This is a genomic window from Stenotrophomonas sp. Steno-C18 (genome assembly GCF_056393195.1).
The window spans coordinates 144,056-157,803 of the sequence record NZ_JBWJOX010000005.1; the positions used below are offsets into that span (position 1 = coordinate 144,056).

At 67.2% G+C, this 13,748-nt stretch carries 12 protein-coding genes; 4 read left to right on the forward strand and 8 right to left on the reverse strand.

Annotated features, from left to right (window positions below):
* Nucleotides 1-10: 10 nt before the first annotated feature.
* The 8 genes from AC06FE_RS12030 to AC06FE_RS12065 all read right to left on the reverse strand — a co-directional run bounded on the left by AC06FE_RS12030 (nt 11) and on the right by AC06FE_RS12065 (nt 9,509).
* Entirely contained in the window at nt 11-847 is an 837-nt protein-coding gene (locus AC06FE_RS12030; protein ID WP_132863046.1) for a carbohydrate ABC transporter permease, read from the reverse strand.
* Nucleotides 844-1,725 (reverse strand): carbohydrate ABC transporter permease, encoded by an 882-nt coding sequence (locus AC06FE_RS12035; protein WP_192286033.1) that lies wholly within the window; start codon nt 1,723-1,725, stop codon nt 844-846. The genes AC06FE_RS12030 and AC06FE_RS12035 overlap by 4 nt, the downstream gene beginning before the upstream one ends.
* Entirely contained in the window at nt 1,722-3,017 is a 1,296-nt protein-coding gene (locus AC06FE_RS12040; protein WP_478073154.1) for a sugar ABC transporter substrate-binding protein, read from the reverse strand. The genes AC06FE_RS12035 and AC06FE_RS12040 overlap by 4 nt, the downstream gene beginning before the upstream one ends.
* A gap of 1 nt (nt 3,018) precedes the next feature.
* Entirely contained in the window at nt 3,019-4,638 is a 1,620-nt protein-coding gene (locus tag AC06FE_RS12045; RefSeq protein WP_478073257.1) for a glucoamylase family protein, read from the reverse strand.
* Nucleotides 4,639-4,746: 108 nt separating this feature from the next.
* Nucleotides 4,747-7,716 (reverse strand): TonB-dependent receptor, encoded by a 2,970-nt coding sequence (locus AC06FE_RS12050; protein WP_323437979.1) that lies wholly within the window; start codon nt 7,714-7,716, stop codon nt 4,747-4,749.
* 53 nt (nt 7,717-7,769) lie between these two features.
* Nucleotides 7,770-8,810 (reverse strand): LacI family DNA-binding transcriptional regulator, encoded by a 1,041-nt coding sequence (locus AC06FE_RS12055; RefSeq protein ID WP_192286035.1) that lies wholly within the window; start codon nt 8,808-8,810, stop codon nt 7,770-7,772.
* Nucleotides 8,811-8,937: 127 nt separating this feature from the next.
* Nucleotides 8,938-9,213: a BolA family protein gene (locus AC06FE_RS12060; protein ID WP_192286036.1), complete on the reverse strand. Its 276-nt coding sequence runs from the start codon at nt 9,211-9,213 to the stop codon at nt 8,938-8,940.
* The gene (locus AC06FE_RS12065) at nt 9,210-9,509 is read right to left on the reverse strand and encodes a YciI family protein (RefSeq protein WP_132863041.1); all 300 of its coding nucleotides are present in this window, start codon (nt 9,507-9,509) and stop codon (nt 9,210-9,212) included. Before AC06FE_RS12065 ends, AC06FE_RS12060 begins: the two co-directional genes overlap by 4 nt.
* Before the next feature lie 349 nt (nt 9,510-9,858).
* Here AC06FE_RS12065 and AC06FE_RS12070 point away from each other — a divergent pair, with 349 nt between their 5' ends.
* The 4 genes from AC06FE_RS12070 (at nt 9,859) to AC06FE_RS12085 (ending at nt 13,746) form a co-directional block, all read left to right on the forward strand.
* Nucleotides 9,859-10,758 carry a segregation and condensation protein A gene (locus AC06FE_RS12070; protein WP_132863040.1) on the forward strand — a complete coding sequence of 300 codons (900 nt, stop codon included), beginning with the start codon at nt 9,859-9,861 and terminating at the stop codon, nt 10,756-10,758.
* A 16-nt stretch (nt 10,759-10,774) separates the two neighbouring features.
* A complete protein-coding gene (gene scpB / locus AC06FE_RS12075) occupies nt 10,775-11,626 on the forward strand; it encodes an SMC-Scp complex subunit ScpB (RefSeq protein ID WP_478073155.1) in 852 nt (283 codons plus the stop codon).
* Nucleotides 11,619-13,244 (forward strand): pseudouridine synthase, encoded by a 1,626-nt coding sequence (locus AC06FE_RS12080; RefSeq protein WP_478073156.1) that lies wholly within the window; start codon nt 11,619-11,621, stop codon nt 13,242-13,244. The genes scpB and AC06FE_RS12080 overlap by 8 nt, the downstream gene beginning before the upstream one ends.
* 160 nt (nt 13,245-13,404) lie before the next feature.
* Nucleotides 13,405-13,746, forward strand: a complete 342-nt coding sequence (locus tag AC06FE_RS12085; RefSeq protein WP_192286039.1) for a type II toxin-antitoxin system prevent-host-death family antitoxin — start codon at nt 13,405-13,407, stop codon at nt 13,744-13,746.
* Nucleotides 13,747-13,748: the final 2 nt, after the last annotated feature.

Below are 13,748 nucleotides of genomic sequence, written 5' to 3' on the forward strand. Positions count from 1 at the left end.
CCGCCGGCGCTCAGCCCTTGACGCTGCCCAGCAACAGGCCCTGGATGTAATACCGCTGCAACACCAGGAACAGCAGCAACACCGGCAGCACCGTGACCACCGCGCCGGCCATCATCATCTCCACGTCCTGGATGTGCTCGCGCGACAGGCTGGCCAGCGCCACCGGCAACGTGTAGTGCTCCTGGTCGGTGAGCACGATCAACGGCCACATGAAGTCGTTCCACGCGCCCATGAAGGTGAAGATGGCCAACGTCACCAGCACCGGCTTGAGCATCGGCAACACGATCTGGAAGAAGATCCGTGCCTCGCTGGCCCCGTCGATGCGCGCCGCCTCCAGCAGTTCATCGGGGATCGAGCGCGCGTACTGGCGCACCAGGAAGATGCCGAACACGCTGGCCAGCGCCGGGATCACCACGCCGCCGAACGTATTGACCAACCCCATCTGCTTCATCAGCAGGAACAGCGGCAGCATCGCCACCTGCGCCGGGATCACCAGCGCCGCCAGCAGCATCTGGAACACCCGTTCGCGCCCGGCAAAGCGCAGCTTGGCGAAGGCGTAACCGGCCAGGGTGTTGAACAGCAGCGACCCCAGCGTGATGCCCAGCGACACGACCAGGCTGTTGAGGAAGTTGCCGCCCATGCCGGTGCGGCTGGCCAGTGCGTGGTAGTTGGCCAGCGTGGCGTGCGCGGGCAGCAACGGTGGCGGGAACTGCGAGGCCTGCCCGCTGGGCATGAACGACACCGACAGCATCCAGGCCAGCGGCGCCAGGCTGATCACCGCCAGTACCGCCAGCGCGCCGTTGATCCACCACGCATGCCAACGCGATTGCCCGATCTCCCGGCTCATACCAGCTCCTTGCGCTTGCCGAAGCGCAGCATCAGCGTGGTCACCGCCAGGATGATCAGGAACAGCAGGAACGCCACGGCCGAAGCGCGTCCCAGGTTCCACCACTTGAAGCCTTCCTCGAACATGAAATACAGCACGCTGACCGTGCTCTGCAGCGGGTCGCCGCGGGTCATCACGTAGGGCTCGGCGAACAGCTGGAAATAGCCAGACACGGTGATCACGCCCACCACAAGCAGCACCGGCCCCAGCATCGGCACGGTGATGTGCAGGAACTGCTGCCAGCGCGTGGCCCCGTCGATGCGCGCGGCCTCGTACAGGTCCTTGGGGATGGCCTGCAGGCCGGCCAGGAAGATCACCATGTTGTAGCCGAAGTTCTTCCAGACCGCGAACAGGATGATGGTCGGCATCGCCCAGCGCGGGTCACCCAGCCAATCCACCGGGTTGATGCCGACCTGGCCCAGGCCCCAGTTCACCAGCCCGTAGCGGGTGTGGAACAGGTACCGCCAGATCACCGCCACCGCCACCAGCGTGGTCACCACCGGGGCGAACAGGGCGGTGCGGAACAGCGCCTTGAAACGGCTGGCCGGCGCATTGAGCAGCATCGCCGCGCCCAGCGACACCGCGATGGAGAGCGGCACGCCCAGCACCACGAAGTACGCGGTGTTGCCCAGCGACTTCCAGAACATCGGCGTCTGCAGCAGGTCGATGTAGTTGCCCAGCCCGTTGAAACGCAGGTTGTGCGGGTCGGCCAGTGCGTACAGGTCGAAGTCGGTCAGGCTCAGCGCCAGTGCCGACAGCACCGGCAACCCGAAGAACACGCCGATAACGATCAGCGCCGGCGCGGCGAATACCCAGCCAACGAGCGAACGCTGCTTCATTGCCCTGCCCCCGCCGCGTTGGCGCCGGCCTGCTGTTCAACGATCCAGCGACGCTTGGCCAGGATCTCGTCGACCTGCTGGTCCAGCTGTTCCACCGCCTTGTCCTGCGGCAGGCCACCACGCACCACCTGCTCGGTGACCACCCGCATCTGCTGCGCGATGCGTTCCCACTCCAGCACCTTGGGCGTCGGCTTGACCCGCTCCAGCTGGTCGGCGAATGCCGCGGTGAGCGGATCGTCGGTCAGCTCCGGCGACTGCCACGCACTGCGCCGTGGCGGCAGGTCACCGATGACGGTGTAGAAGCGCTGCTGGATGTCCGGGCGCGACAGGAACTCGATCAGCTTCCACGCCGCCTCCTTTTTCTGCGAGGCGCGGAACACCACCAGGCTGGTGCCGCCGGCGATACCGGCACCGGGGCCGTCCGGGCCGGGCAACGGGGTGGTACCCCACTCCCCGTCCAGGCCAGGGGGCTGGCGCTGGCGGAACTCGCGGATGTTCCAGGGCCCGGACAGGTAGAACGCGGTGAAGCCACGGAAGAACTCGTCCCAGACGTTGGAGATCTGTGTCTCGGACATCTTCGGCGCCCAGCCCTGCTCGAACATGTTGTCGTAGAAGGCCAGCGTGCGCCGGAAGCCAGGGCTGCGGAAATTGCCGCGCGTGTCGTGGTCACGCAGCAGCCCATCGTCCTGCTGCAGGGCGAAGGACAGCTGCGGCTCGAACTCGTTGAGCGGCATCAGCACCGGGTAACCCTTGTCGCCCATCAGCTTCTTCAGCGCGGCGTTGACCTGCTCCCACTCGGCCCAGGTGCGCGGCGGGTGGTCGTAGCCGGCCTGGCGCAGCAGGTCCTTGCGGTAGAACAGCAGGCGCGTGTCCACATACCACGGGATGCCGACCAGTTGCCCTTCGACCACATTGGTATCCCAGATACCAGGGAAGTAATCGGCCTGGTCCACCACGGCCGAGGCGTCCGCCCGGGCCTGCAGCGGCTCCAGCGCCTGCAGCGTGGCGAACTCGGCGATCCATGTATTGCCGAGCTGGCAGACATCGGGCAGCCCTTCGGCGGCATAGGCGGTCAACAGCTTTTCATGCGCCGCCGTCCACGGGATGTTCTGCACCTCGACGTGGATGCCCGGGTTCTCCGCCTCGAACTCGCGCAGCAGCTCGCCCACCACTTCCGCTTCGCGGCCCATCGCCCAGAAGCGCAGCGTGGTGCCGTCCTGCGGCGTGCCGCCGCAGCCAGCCAGCACGCCGGACAGGCACAACAGCAGCAGCGCGCGGATCATCGACGGCATGTCACTGCTGCGGCTTGGAGGCCGGCGGGTTGTCCGCCGCGGCCTTCTGTTCGGCCGCGGCGGCAGCGCGCGATTCGGCGATGCCGGTAGCGCGGGCCGACGCCGCGCGGTCATCCTTCTGCAGGGGCTGGAAGCTGTCCTCCGGCGCCAGCCAGCCACCGGTGAAGCCCGCCCGCTCCAATCCCTTGCGGACATACGGGTTCTTCTTCATCACGTCCCACACGAACTCGTCGCGGTAGTTGGCGATGCCCAGCAGGATCGGCCCCTGGTCGATGGCGATGTAATCGCTGGCCACCCAGCCACGCTCGGGGATGGTGCGCCCGGTCTTGAGCGGGATGTCGTAGTTGAAGCTCGGGTTGAATGAATCCAGGAACCCGTAGCTGGAGTACAGGTAGTCGCCGTAGCGCTTGTGCATCTCCACGGTGGCCGGGATCACCACCTCCGGCGCATACGGCAACGAGGAGATCGCCGCCGACGGCACGATGGTGCCGTCATCGAAGTTCTCGCGCAGGCCCGCGCCGCGCGAGGAGTAATGGCGGAACTGGCGCTGCTCGCCCTTGTACTCCTGGGTGGTGTTCTGCGGCCCGTCGCCGGCGGTCAGGCCCCAGACGTTGTCGCCGTAGTCCTTCCACTGCATCGGGTTTTCGATGGCGTACTCGCGCTGAGCCAGCGTCGCGCGCCGGGTGTTGAGGAAATAGTCGATGCCGCGCTCGCGCATGTACGCGTCCTGGATGTCGCGGAAGTCGATCCAGACGTGGCTGTACTGGTGGCCGAACAGCGGCCCGAAGGACAGGTATTCCTGGCCCTGGTAGACGCCCCAGTCGTTGTCGTAGGTACGGGTCCACACGGTCCAGGCATCCGGCTCGACCGGATGGGTGGGCGAGCCCAGCGCCAGCACGTACAGCATCATCGCCTCGTTGTAGCCCATCCAGTCATGCTGGATGAAACCGCTCTCCGGGAACCAGCCCATCGAGACCAGCGGCTTGTTGCGTTGCAGCCACTGCCAGTCCACGCGCTTGTACAGCGTGTCCGCGATCTGGCGGATCTCCTTCTCGCGCGGGTCCTCGCCGTCGTAGTAGGACTGCGCGAACAGCACGCCCATCATCAGCAACGCGGTATCCACGCTGGAAAGCTCGACCCAGCTGTCGTAGCGGCGACCTTCCTGCATGTCCAGGAAGTGGTAGAAGAACCCCTTGTACCCGGCCTTGCCGGTACGCTGCGGCCCGGAAGGCAGGTCACGGAAGAACTTCAGCGTCAGCAGGGTGCGGTCGACCGCCTGGTTGCGGCTGACCCAACCGTTCTTGATGCCCACCGGATAGGCGGTCAGCGCAAAGCCCACCGACGCCACGCTGGCGAACGGCCGCGACGGATAGCGGTCCGGGGTCAGCCCGTTCTGCTCGTTGGTCGTATCCCAGAAGAACTGGAACGTGCGCCGCTCGATGTCATCGAACAACGGCGGCAGTTCCGGCTTCATCGGCCGTGGCGGCAGGTCCGCCTCGACCAGGATCACCTGCGGCAACACCTTCGGCATCGGCGGCTCCGGCGCCTTGCCACACCCCGCCAGCACCGCCAGCGCGAAACCAGTGGCCAGGCCAGCGAACAACCGGGGGCTACGTGACATGCTCAAGACGACATCCGTTGTAGAGGAATCAGGTCGCCACCCGCCCTTGATGGGCAATGTGGCGCGTGTGGAGGCCCCGGCCGCCACGCGGGCGGCCGGGGATGCGACTTACCAGTCCAGGCCGAAGGACAGCTTGAAGGTCCGGGTCTGGTACTGGTCCCAGCTGTTGATCACGCCGGTATCCCAGTTGATGCCGTAACCGCCCCAGTTGGTCCAGTTGAAGGCATTGAGCAGGTCGGCGCGCATCTTCAGCTTCAGGTCGGTGCCGGTGTCCCAGGTCTTGGTCAGCGACAGGTCGAACTGCTTGAAGCCCAGCGTGCCGTCCGGCTCCCAGCTGTGCGGACGCTCGTAGCCACCGTAGGCCGCCGTGCCGTCGATGTCCCAGCGCTTGATCTTGCTGGCCAGGGTCAGCTTGCCGGACACGCTCATGCCCCACGGCAGGTCGGTGAAGCCGCTGATCACCAGGCGATGGCGCGGCGTCCAGGCACCGTCGTACCAGCCACCCTGGGTGAAGTACCAGCCATAGACCGGGTCCTTCTCGTGGATGTTCTGCTTGGCATCGGTCAGCGTGTAGGCCACGTTGACGTTCCACGGGCTCTCGGACGTGTACGGCTTGTCCAGGCTCAGCAGCAGCGCGGTGCTCTTGGACTCGAAGCCGTTGGTGGCCACGATCAGGCTGCCCATGCCCGGCAGGCCGGGCGCGGACCACGGGCTGCCGTTCGGCGCGAACACGCCACCGTCGGGGTAGCGGTTGCCGCGCATGATCAGCAGGCCGTCCTTGTAGCGGGTGTGCTGCACGGTGGCCGAGCTGTTCCAGTCCAACCCGCCCAGGTTGAAGCTGTCGCGGATGCCCAGGCTGATCTGGTCGGAGTACGGCGTCTTCAGGTCATTGTCGAACATCCACACTTCGCGACCGGCGTCGGTGGAATTGACCAGCGACATCAGGTAGTCGCGATCCAGCAACTGCGGGCTCCAGTCCAGGCAGTCCGAGGCACTCAGGTCGCAGGCGTGGCCGGGCGAGTTGATCTTGAAGCGCCGGGTCGGGAAGGTCGCCTTGCTGCGCTCCAGCTGCAGGTAGTCGAACAGGTTGCGGTCGTAGGAACGGCCGATGCCGCCGAAGATCACATGGCGTTCGTCGCCGGTCAGGTCATAGGAGAAGCCCAGGCGCGGCTGGATCGCATCCTTGAACGGCTTGCGGTTGTTGCCGGTGCTGATGTAGCGGTTGACGTCGATGCCGCCCAGCGCCAGCGACTGCGCGTAGGTCTGGCCCGGTGCGTTTCCTGCGCGCGTGTCCACCGCCGACAGCGCGGCCAGCACGTCGCCGCTGGTCACGTAGTCCAGGTAGGACGGGGTCTTCTCGTAGTCCCAGCGCAGGCCCAGGTTCAGGGTCAGCCGCTCGGTGACATCCCAGTCATCCTGGATGTACAGGCCGAACTGCTTGTTCTTGGAGGTCACCGAGCCACCGTCGGTGCCCATCGCGGCACTGCCGAAGCGCACGAAGTACGGCACCGCGCCGCCCTGGTGGATGTCGTAGTAGAACTGCGGGTTGTAGGGCTGCTGCTCGATGGTGTCCAGGTCGACCTGCTTGTACTTCACGCCGAACTTGACGGTGTGGCCTTCCCAGCCGAAGAACGTGGTGTCGTTCTGGAACGACCAGCCCTTCTGGCCCTTGTCCTGCAGGCCACCTTCGCCGCCGCCGATGCGGTAGATCTGCTTGCCGTCATCGCCGGAGCCATCGGTCAGCACCATGCCGTTGGCCATGTTGACCGGCGCCTTGGTCCAGAACGCCTTCTCGTAGGTCAGGTGTGCGTCGTTGAGCCAGTTGGCGTTGGAGAACTGCCAACGCAGGTCGTAGCGGTCCTCGTTGACGCCGGTATCGGTGCCGTAGCTGCGCGCGCTCTGCCCGCCGACGTTGCCGATCTCGCTCTCCTCGCGACGCTTGTAGGTCAGCTCGACGAGGTTCTCCTCGTTGATCGACCAGTCCAGCTTGCCGAAGTACAGGTCTTCCTTGAACGGCGTCGAGGTGGCACCGAGCTGGTCGCGCCAGGCCTGTGGCAGGTCACCGGCAATGCGCCCCTCGCCCGGGCTCAGGTCCTGCGGCGCGTTGTACTCCTTGGCCTCGTAGGTCACGAAGAAGTGCGCCTTGTCCTTGACGATCGGGCCACCGAAGGCGGCGCCGTACTGCTTCTCGCCCGAGCGGGTCTTGCCGGCGTCCTTCTCGCTCTCGCGCGGCTCGCGCCAATCCTGGTTGGTGTAGTCCCAGAAGAACGAGCCCTTGAACTCATTGGTGCCCGACTTGGTCACCGCCGTCACCGCCGCCGAGCTGATCTGGTCGTACTCGGCCTTGTAGTTGGAGGTGATGACCTTGTACTCGCCGATCGCCAGCTGCGGGAACGGGTTGCCGCGGCTGGCGTCCTGCCCGGTGATGCCACCCTGGGTGACGTAGTTCTTCTGGCCGATGCCGTCGATGTACACATTGACGTTGTTGGCGTTCTGCACGCCACCACGCAGCTTGGTCGAGCCATTGGCCGGGTTCTGTTCGAACGCCATGCCCGGCACGGTGTCGGCGAAGGCCAGGAAGTTGCGGGTGCCCTGCGGCAGCGCCTCGATCTGGCGCGGCGTGATGTAGGTGGCGATCTCCGAGGTCTTGGTTTCGATCGGCGCCTGCGCGACCACCTGCACCGCGTCCAGCGTGGTCGCTGCGCCGCCGGCCGTGGTTTCACCGACGCCGCCGACGCCCAGGTTCACCGTGGCGGTCTGGCCAACCTGCACGGTGATGTTCTGCGTGCTGGTCTTGCCGCCGGCATTGACCTCCACGCGGTAAGTACCCGGTGGCAGGCCGGCCAGCGAGTAGCTGCCGCTCGCCGTGCTCTGCACGCTGCGGCTCAGGCCGGTGGCGATGTTGGTGGCCGTGACCTGCGCCTGTGCAGCCGGGCTGGAATCAGCCATCACCTGGCCACGGATGGTGGCCGCGGTGCTCTGGGCGAAGGCCGGGGCAGCGCCGAGCAACAGGCAACTGGCCAGCGCACAGCTCAGCAGCTTGCGTGTGGGGGTGGACTTCCGAGCAATCCTGTACATGTTTTACCTCTCCCAAGGTAGCGGCATGACCCGCGGTAAGTGTTATGAGTGGCTCAACCCCGGTCTCTTGCCGGGTCAAGTGGCGCCGTGCGTGCCGTGGAGTCGCGCACGACAAGGCTTGGAACCAACATCAGGCCGGGCGTCTGTTGCGACCCCGGTTCCCGAATCCGCTGCAGCAGGTGGGACATCGCCTGCTCTCCAAGCCCGGCGATGCTCACCTGCATCGTCGTCAAGGACGGGTGAACAAAGCGCGCCAGGGGAATGTCGTCATAGCCGGCAAGCGCCACCTGGTCGGGCACGCGCACGCCGGCCTGCTGGAAGGCATACAGGCAGCCCAGCGCCATCATGTCGTTGGCGGCGAACACCGCTTCAGGCAGGCGCGGCCGCGCCAGCAGGGCACGCCCGGCCTCGTAGCCGGAGGCTTCGTCGAAGGCCCCGGGCAGCTCGATGGATTCAATCGCCTGGGGGGCGGCGGCCAGCGCATCGCGGAACCCGCGCAGGCGTTCGCGCGCATCGTGGTTGCGCTCGGGGCCGCCGATGAAGGCGATGCTGCGGTAGCCCTGCGCCAGCAGGTGTCCGGTCATGGCCAGCGCGCCAGCATGGTCGTCGATGCTGAAGACCGGATGGCTGCCGTCGGTGATCGGGGTATTGATCAGCACCGTCGGGATGTCCGCCGGCAGTTGGTCCAGCAGTGCCGAGGCATCCCCCGCATACGGCGACAGCACCAGCAGGCCATCCACGCGGCCACGCATGGCCTGCAGCACCGAACCTTGCTGCTGCGGCTCACCGTGGAAACTGGACACCAGCAGGTGCCGGCGATGCGCGCTGGCAATGCCATCGATGCCACGCATCAGCTCGGAGAAGAATTCGCCGTACAGGTCCGGCAGCACCACGCCGACGGTCTGGGTGCTGCGGCTGCTCAGGCTGCGGGCGGCGGCATGCGGCGTGTAGCGCAGGCGACGGGCCACTTCCAGCACCAGCTGGCGGACCGGCTCGGCGACGTTGTCATGGCCATTGAGCGCACGCGACACCGTGGCGACGGAGACGTTCGCCTCTCGGGCAACATCCTTGATGGTGATTGCCGACTTCGCCACCGTCACGCCCTCCGCACCGGGGTTGCGCGGAATGTAAACGTTTTCACTGGCGTTTGTAAACCTTTTGTAATGCCGCCCGAAATGAACCGGGACATCGGCTGTCCCGACCAGGTACCGACCGCGACGTTCAGCTGCCCGCGGCCTCGGCCGGCGTCAGCGCCTTGATCGACAGCGCATGGATATCGGTCTGCATCATCTCGCCCACGGCCGCGTAGACCGCGCGGTGACGGGCCAACGGGCCCTTGCCGGCAAAGGCGGCACTGACCACGGTCACGTTGAAATGGCCCCGCCCGTCACGGGCGCCGGCGTGGCCGGCATGGCGATGGCTGTCATCCTCCACCTCCAGCAGGTCCGGGTGAAAGGCGGCCTGCAGGGCCGAGCGGATCTGCTCGACCCGGTTCATGGCAGCACCTTGCGGAACGGACGGACGTCCACCCGGGTATACACGCCTGCCGCCACGTACGGGTCGGCGTCGGCCCAGGCCCGCGCCGCGGCCTGGTCCTCGAAACTGGCGATCACCACGCTGCCGCTGAAGCCGGCCGGGCCGGGGTCCTCGGCGTCAATGGCAGGACAAGGACCGGCCAAAAGCAGTCTCCCCTGGTCAAGCAAGGCCTTGAGCCGCTCCAGATGGGCACCGCGTGCGGCCATCCGCTGGGCCAGCACCTGCTCGCCGTCATACCCTTCGATTACGTACCACACCGGGCCATCACTCCTTGTCCGCTGAATGGATCGACCACAAGTCTAGCGCCAGAACGCTGGACATCGGCCGGTCCCGGCGATTACTCTTTAGTCCATTGCACGCAGACGGCCTGTAGCGGCTCGGTGCAGCGGAAGGCTCCCGGCCCCGCTCGTTGACCGAAGCACATCACTCCCGGACCGCGTAGACGACCTCCTCGTAATGACGTTGCCGCACCTTCTGCGGCGCGCCTTGTTGTTGATGTGTGGAATCGCGCCAGGCAAGCGCGCATGGCTCGCAATACCAGGGCAGGAACCTAGCCGGGCGCGAACTCGGCATGCGTACGGCTCGCTATACCCCGATGTCGACCTGATGACTTCCGAACTCGCGCACGACGCGAACCCGCCAGCGCCGCCTCACGCCCCGCAGCAGCAGGAAATGCCGCTGGCGATGGTGCATGGCCAGCCGGTATTGCAGATCCCGCAGGACCTGTACATCCCGCCGGACGCGCTGGAAGTCATCCTGGACGCCTTCGAAGGCCCGCTCGACCTGCTGCTGTACCTGATCCGCCGCCAGAACCTGGACATCCTGGACATCCCGGTGGCCGAGATCACCCGGCAATACGTTGATTACATCAACGTGATGCAGGAACTGCGCTTCGAGCTGGCCGCCGAGTACCTGGTGATGGCCGCGATCCTGGCCGAGGTGAAATCGCGCATGCTGCTGCCGCGCCCGCCCAGCGTGGAAGGCGAGGAAGCCGACCCACGCGCCGAGCTGGTCCGCCGCCTGCAGGAGTACGAGCGCTTCAAGCAGGCCGCCGAGGACATCGATGCCCTGCCCCGCCAGGACCGCGACACCAGCCTGGCCCATGCCTTCGTGCCGGAGCGCGCCGCCGTCAAGCTGCCGCCGCCGGTGGAACTGAAGGAGATGCTGCTGGCGCTGCACGAGGTCCTCAAGCGCGCCGAGCTGTTCAGCGGCCACGCCATCAAGCGCGAGGCACTGAGCGTACGCCAGCGCATGGGCGACATGCTCGCGCGCCTGGAGGATGGCCGGTTCTACCGTTTCGAAACGCTGTTCACCGCCGAGGAGGGCAAGCTCGGCGTACTGGTCACCTTCCTGGCGATGCTGGAACTGGCCAAGGAACAGCTGCTGGACATCGTGCAGGAAGCACCGCTCGCCCCGATCTACGTCAAGTCCCTGGCCGCCGGCAACACCAACGCACCGCTGGCGTTCTCCAGCGAGTTCGATGACGCCGACAACGACCCCGCCTGAGCCTACAAGCCAACGCATGGATCAACCGCTGATCAACCGTATCGTCGAAGGTGCGCTGCTGGCCTCCAGCCAGCCGCTGCCCCTGGCACAGTTGCAGGGCCTGTTTCCGGAGGACGAGCCGGCCCCGCCGGGCAGCGTCGAGCGCGCGCTGGAACTGCTGCGCGAAGGCTGCGCCGGCCGTGGCGTCGAACTGGTCGAGGTGGCCTCCGGCTTCCGCTTCCAGATCACCAACGAGGTGCACGGCTGGGTGTCCCGGCTATGGACCGAGCGCAAGACCCGCTATACCCGCGCCACCCTGGAAACCCTGGCGCTGATCGCCTACCGCCAGCCCATCACCCGCGGCGAGATCGAGCAGGTGCGTGGCGTGGCGGTCAGCAGCAACATCATCCAGGCGCTGGAAGAACGCGAATGGATCCGCGTGGTCGGCCACCGTGATGTCCCGGGCAAGCCAGCCCTGTTCGGCACCACCAAGGGCTTCCTGGACTACTTCGGGCTCAAGCGCCTGGACGAACTGCCGCCGCTGTCCGAACTGCGTGACATCGGCGAGCTGGAACCGCAACTCCCGCTGGATGGCGACGGCCAGCCAGCGGCACCGCTGAGCGCAGGCGCCGCCACCCCGGATGGCGCCGAGGCCGGCGAACGCAACACCCCTGATACCGCTGCGGCGCAGGCATCCCCGGATGCCGGCGCCACGGCAGGCACCACCGCCCTCACGGGCGAACCCGACGCCGCGCCGGGAGAGCGCGCGGCGGAAGTGGAACAAACCGAAGACAACGCCGTCGCGACGACGACCGTGGCTGTTGACGTAGCCGATTCCGACCCAGAGGCCGACGCGGAAAACGCCGGCCGGAGCAAAACTGATGAGTGACACCCCTCGCAAGCTGTCGTTGAACAAGCTCTCGCTCAAGCGCGAAGCCAGCACCGAACAGCCCAAGCTCGAAGAGCGCCTGCACAAGGTCCTGGCCCAGGCCGGGCTGGGCTCGCGCCGTGCGCTGGAACAGCGCATCGCCGATGGCCTGGTCAAGGTCAACGGTGAAACCGCCCAGACCGGCATGTCGGTCAAGAGCGGCGACAAGATCGACCTGGACGGCCGCAGCTTCGTGGCCAGCGCGCTGACCGACCCGTCGCGCGTACTGGTCTACAACAAGCCCGAAGGCGAAGTGACCACCCGCGAAGACCCCGAAGGCCGCCCGACCGTGTTTGAGTCGCTGCCGCCGCTCAAGGGCGCGCGCTGGATCGCCATCGGCCGCCTGGACATCAACACCACCGGCCTGCTGCTGCTCACCACCGACGGCGAGCTGGCCAACGCCATGATGCATCCCTCCTTCGAGGTCGAGCGCGAGTACGTGGTGCGCGTGCGCGCCCCGGAAGGCGAGGAGAAGGTGCCCGACAACATCGTCGACCGCCTCGCCCGCGGCGTGGCGCTGGAAGACGGCCCGGCCAAGTTCGACGAGATCGAACGCATCGGCGGCACCGATTCGCACGACTGGTTCCGCGTGGTCGTCAAGGAAGGCCGCAACCGCGAAGTGCGCCGCCTGTGGGAATCGCAGGGCTGCCAGGTCAGCCGCCTCAAGCGCACCCGCTACGGCAAGATCGAACTGCCGCGCGAACTGCTGCGCGGCCAGTCGGTGGAACTGCCCAGCCCGCAGGTTGAAGCCCTGCGCAGCCAGTTGAAGCTGGAGGAAGGCACCCCGTCGGCGCTGACGCTGCAGCCGGTGATCGGCCAGCGCAAGGCCGCCAAGACCACCGTGCGCGTCGCGCGCGACGGCGGCCGCGGCAATGCCTACGTCAACGGCCACAACACCGCCGACGAAGGCCGCGAACTGCGCCGCTTCGACACCCTGCGCGAAGACCGCGGCCGTGGCCGTGGTGGCAAGGGCGGCGGCTTCAAGGGCGGCCTGACCGTCAGCGGCGAAGCGGCGGCCAAGCAGTCGCAGAAGCCGTTCAAGCAGCGCAAGGCCCCCAAGGGCGACCGTGGCCTGCCGGAAGGCAACCCGGCCGCGTTCCGCACCTGGTACGTGCCCGATGGCGTGAGCACCGGCCCGACCGGCCACCGCAATGCCGGTCCCGGTGGCAACCGGGGTCCGGGCCGTGGTGGCGCGGATGGCCAGGCACGGCCGTACGGCAACAAGCGGCGTCCGGGCGCCGGTGGCGCCGGCCGTGGTGCCGCCGGTGGCCAGGGCCGCCCGCAGGGCGGTGGTGGTGCCGGCCAGGGTGTCGGCCAGGGCCAGCGCAAGCACCCCTATGGCCACCCGGGCAACGCCCCGAGCTTCCCGTCCGACCACGCCAACCCGGGCTTCAACCCGTATGGCGCACGTCCGGCCGGCAACCGCCCTGCCGGCGGTCCGCGCCCGGGTGGCAACCGTCCCGGCGGCGCAGGCCGTCCGGCCGGCGGCCCGCGTCCGGGTGGCAATCGCCCCGGCGGCGCCGGTCGCCCGGGTGGCGGCCGTCCCGGTGGCGGTGGCCGCGGCCCGCGTGGCGGCTGATTCCGCAAGGAATATCCCCCAGGCATGACCCGAACGCCCGGCCCCGCGCCGGGCGTTCTGCGTTCAGCCGCCCATCGCCCGCCTGAACACTGGCGCCGGGAAAGCACCCAAAATGGTAATTTTGGGATATTTTCCCCTTACTCCCCTGCTGGATGCCACCATGGACCTCTCCCTGAATCTGCTGGATCTGGAAAAGACGCCCGCCAGCGACGTCAAGGCCAAGGGTTGGCCGGACCTGATGCGCAAGGTGCTCCGCAGCGGTGCGGTGGTGATCACCAACCACAATCATCCGCAGGCGGTGGTGGTCTCGGCCGAGGAGTACCAGCGTCTGGTGGACCAGGCCAACGGCCATTCCGCCGGCGCCCAGCGCGCGCAGTCACTGCAGGCGCTGCAGGCCGAGTTCGATGCGCACCTGTCCTCCCTGCAGGACGGCAGCCTGGCCAGGGCATTGGCGCGACCGGCCCGTCGTGGCCGCAGGATCCGGCTGGGCAAGTCGCTCTGATC

What these genes read in the sequence shown, in the direction of transcription:
- AC06FE_RS12085 (WP_192286039.1), top strand. Translation starts at nt 13,405, where the DNA reads ATGGACCTCTCCCTGAATCTGCTGGATCTGGAAAAGACGCCCGCCAGC.
- AC06FE_RS12045 (WP_478073257.1), bottom strand. Translation starts at nt 4,638, where the DNA reads ATGTCACGTAGCCCCCGGTTGTTCGCTGGCCTGGCCACTGGTTTCGCG.
- AC06FE_RS12070 (WP_132863040.1), top strand. Translation starts at nt 9,859, where the DNA reads ATGACTTCCGAACTCGCGCACGACGCGAACCCGCCAGCGCCGCCTCAC.
- AC06FE_RS12080 (WP_478073156.1), top strand. Translation starts at nt 11,619, where the DNA reads ATGAGTGACACCCCTCGCAAGCTGTCGTTGAACAAGCTCTCGCTCAAG.
- AC06FE_RS12040 (WP_478073154.1), bottom strand. Translation starts at nt 3,017, where the DNA reads ATGCCGTCGATGATCCGCGCGCTGCTGCTGTTGTGCCTGTCCGGCGTG.
- AC06FE_RS12060 (WP_192286036.1), bottom strand. Translation starts at nt 9,213, where the DNA reads ATGAACCGGGTCGAGCAGATCCGCTCGGCCCTGCAGGCCGCCTTTCAC.
- scpB (WP_478073155.1), top strand. Translation starts at nt 10,775, where the DNA reads ATGGATCAACCGCTGATCAACCGTATCGTCGAAGGTGCGCTGCTGGCC.
- AC06FE_RS12050 (WP_323437979.1), bottom strand. Translation starts at nt 7,716, where the DNA reads ATGTACAGGATTGCTCGGAAGTCCACCCCCACACGCAAGCTGCTGAGC.
- AC06FE_RS12035 (WP_192286033.1), bottom strand. Translation starts at nt 1,725, where the DNA reads ATGAAGCAGCGTTCGCTCGTTGGCTGGGTATTCGCCGCGCCGGCGCTG.
- AC06FE_RS12030 (WP_132863046.1), bottom strand. Translation starts at nt 847, where the DNA reads ATGAGCCGGGAGATCGGGCAATCGCGTTGGCATGCGTGGTGGATCAAC.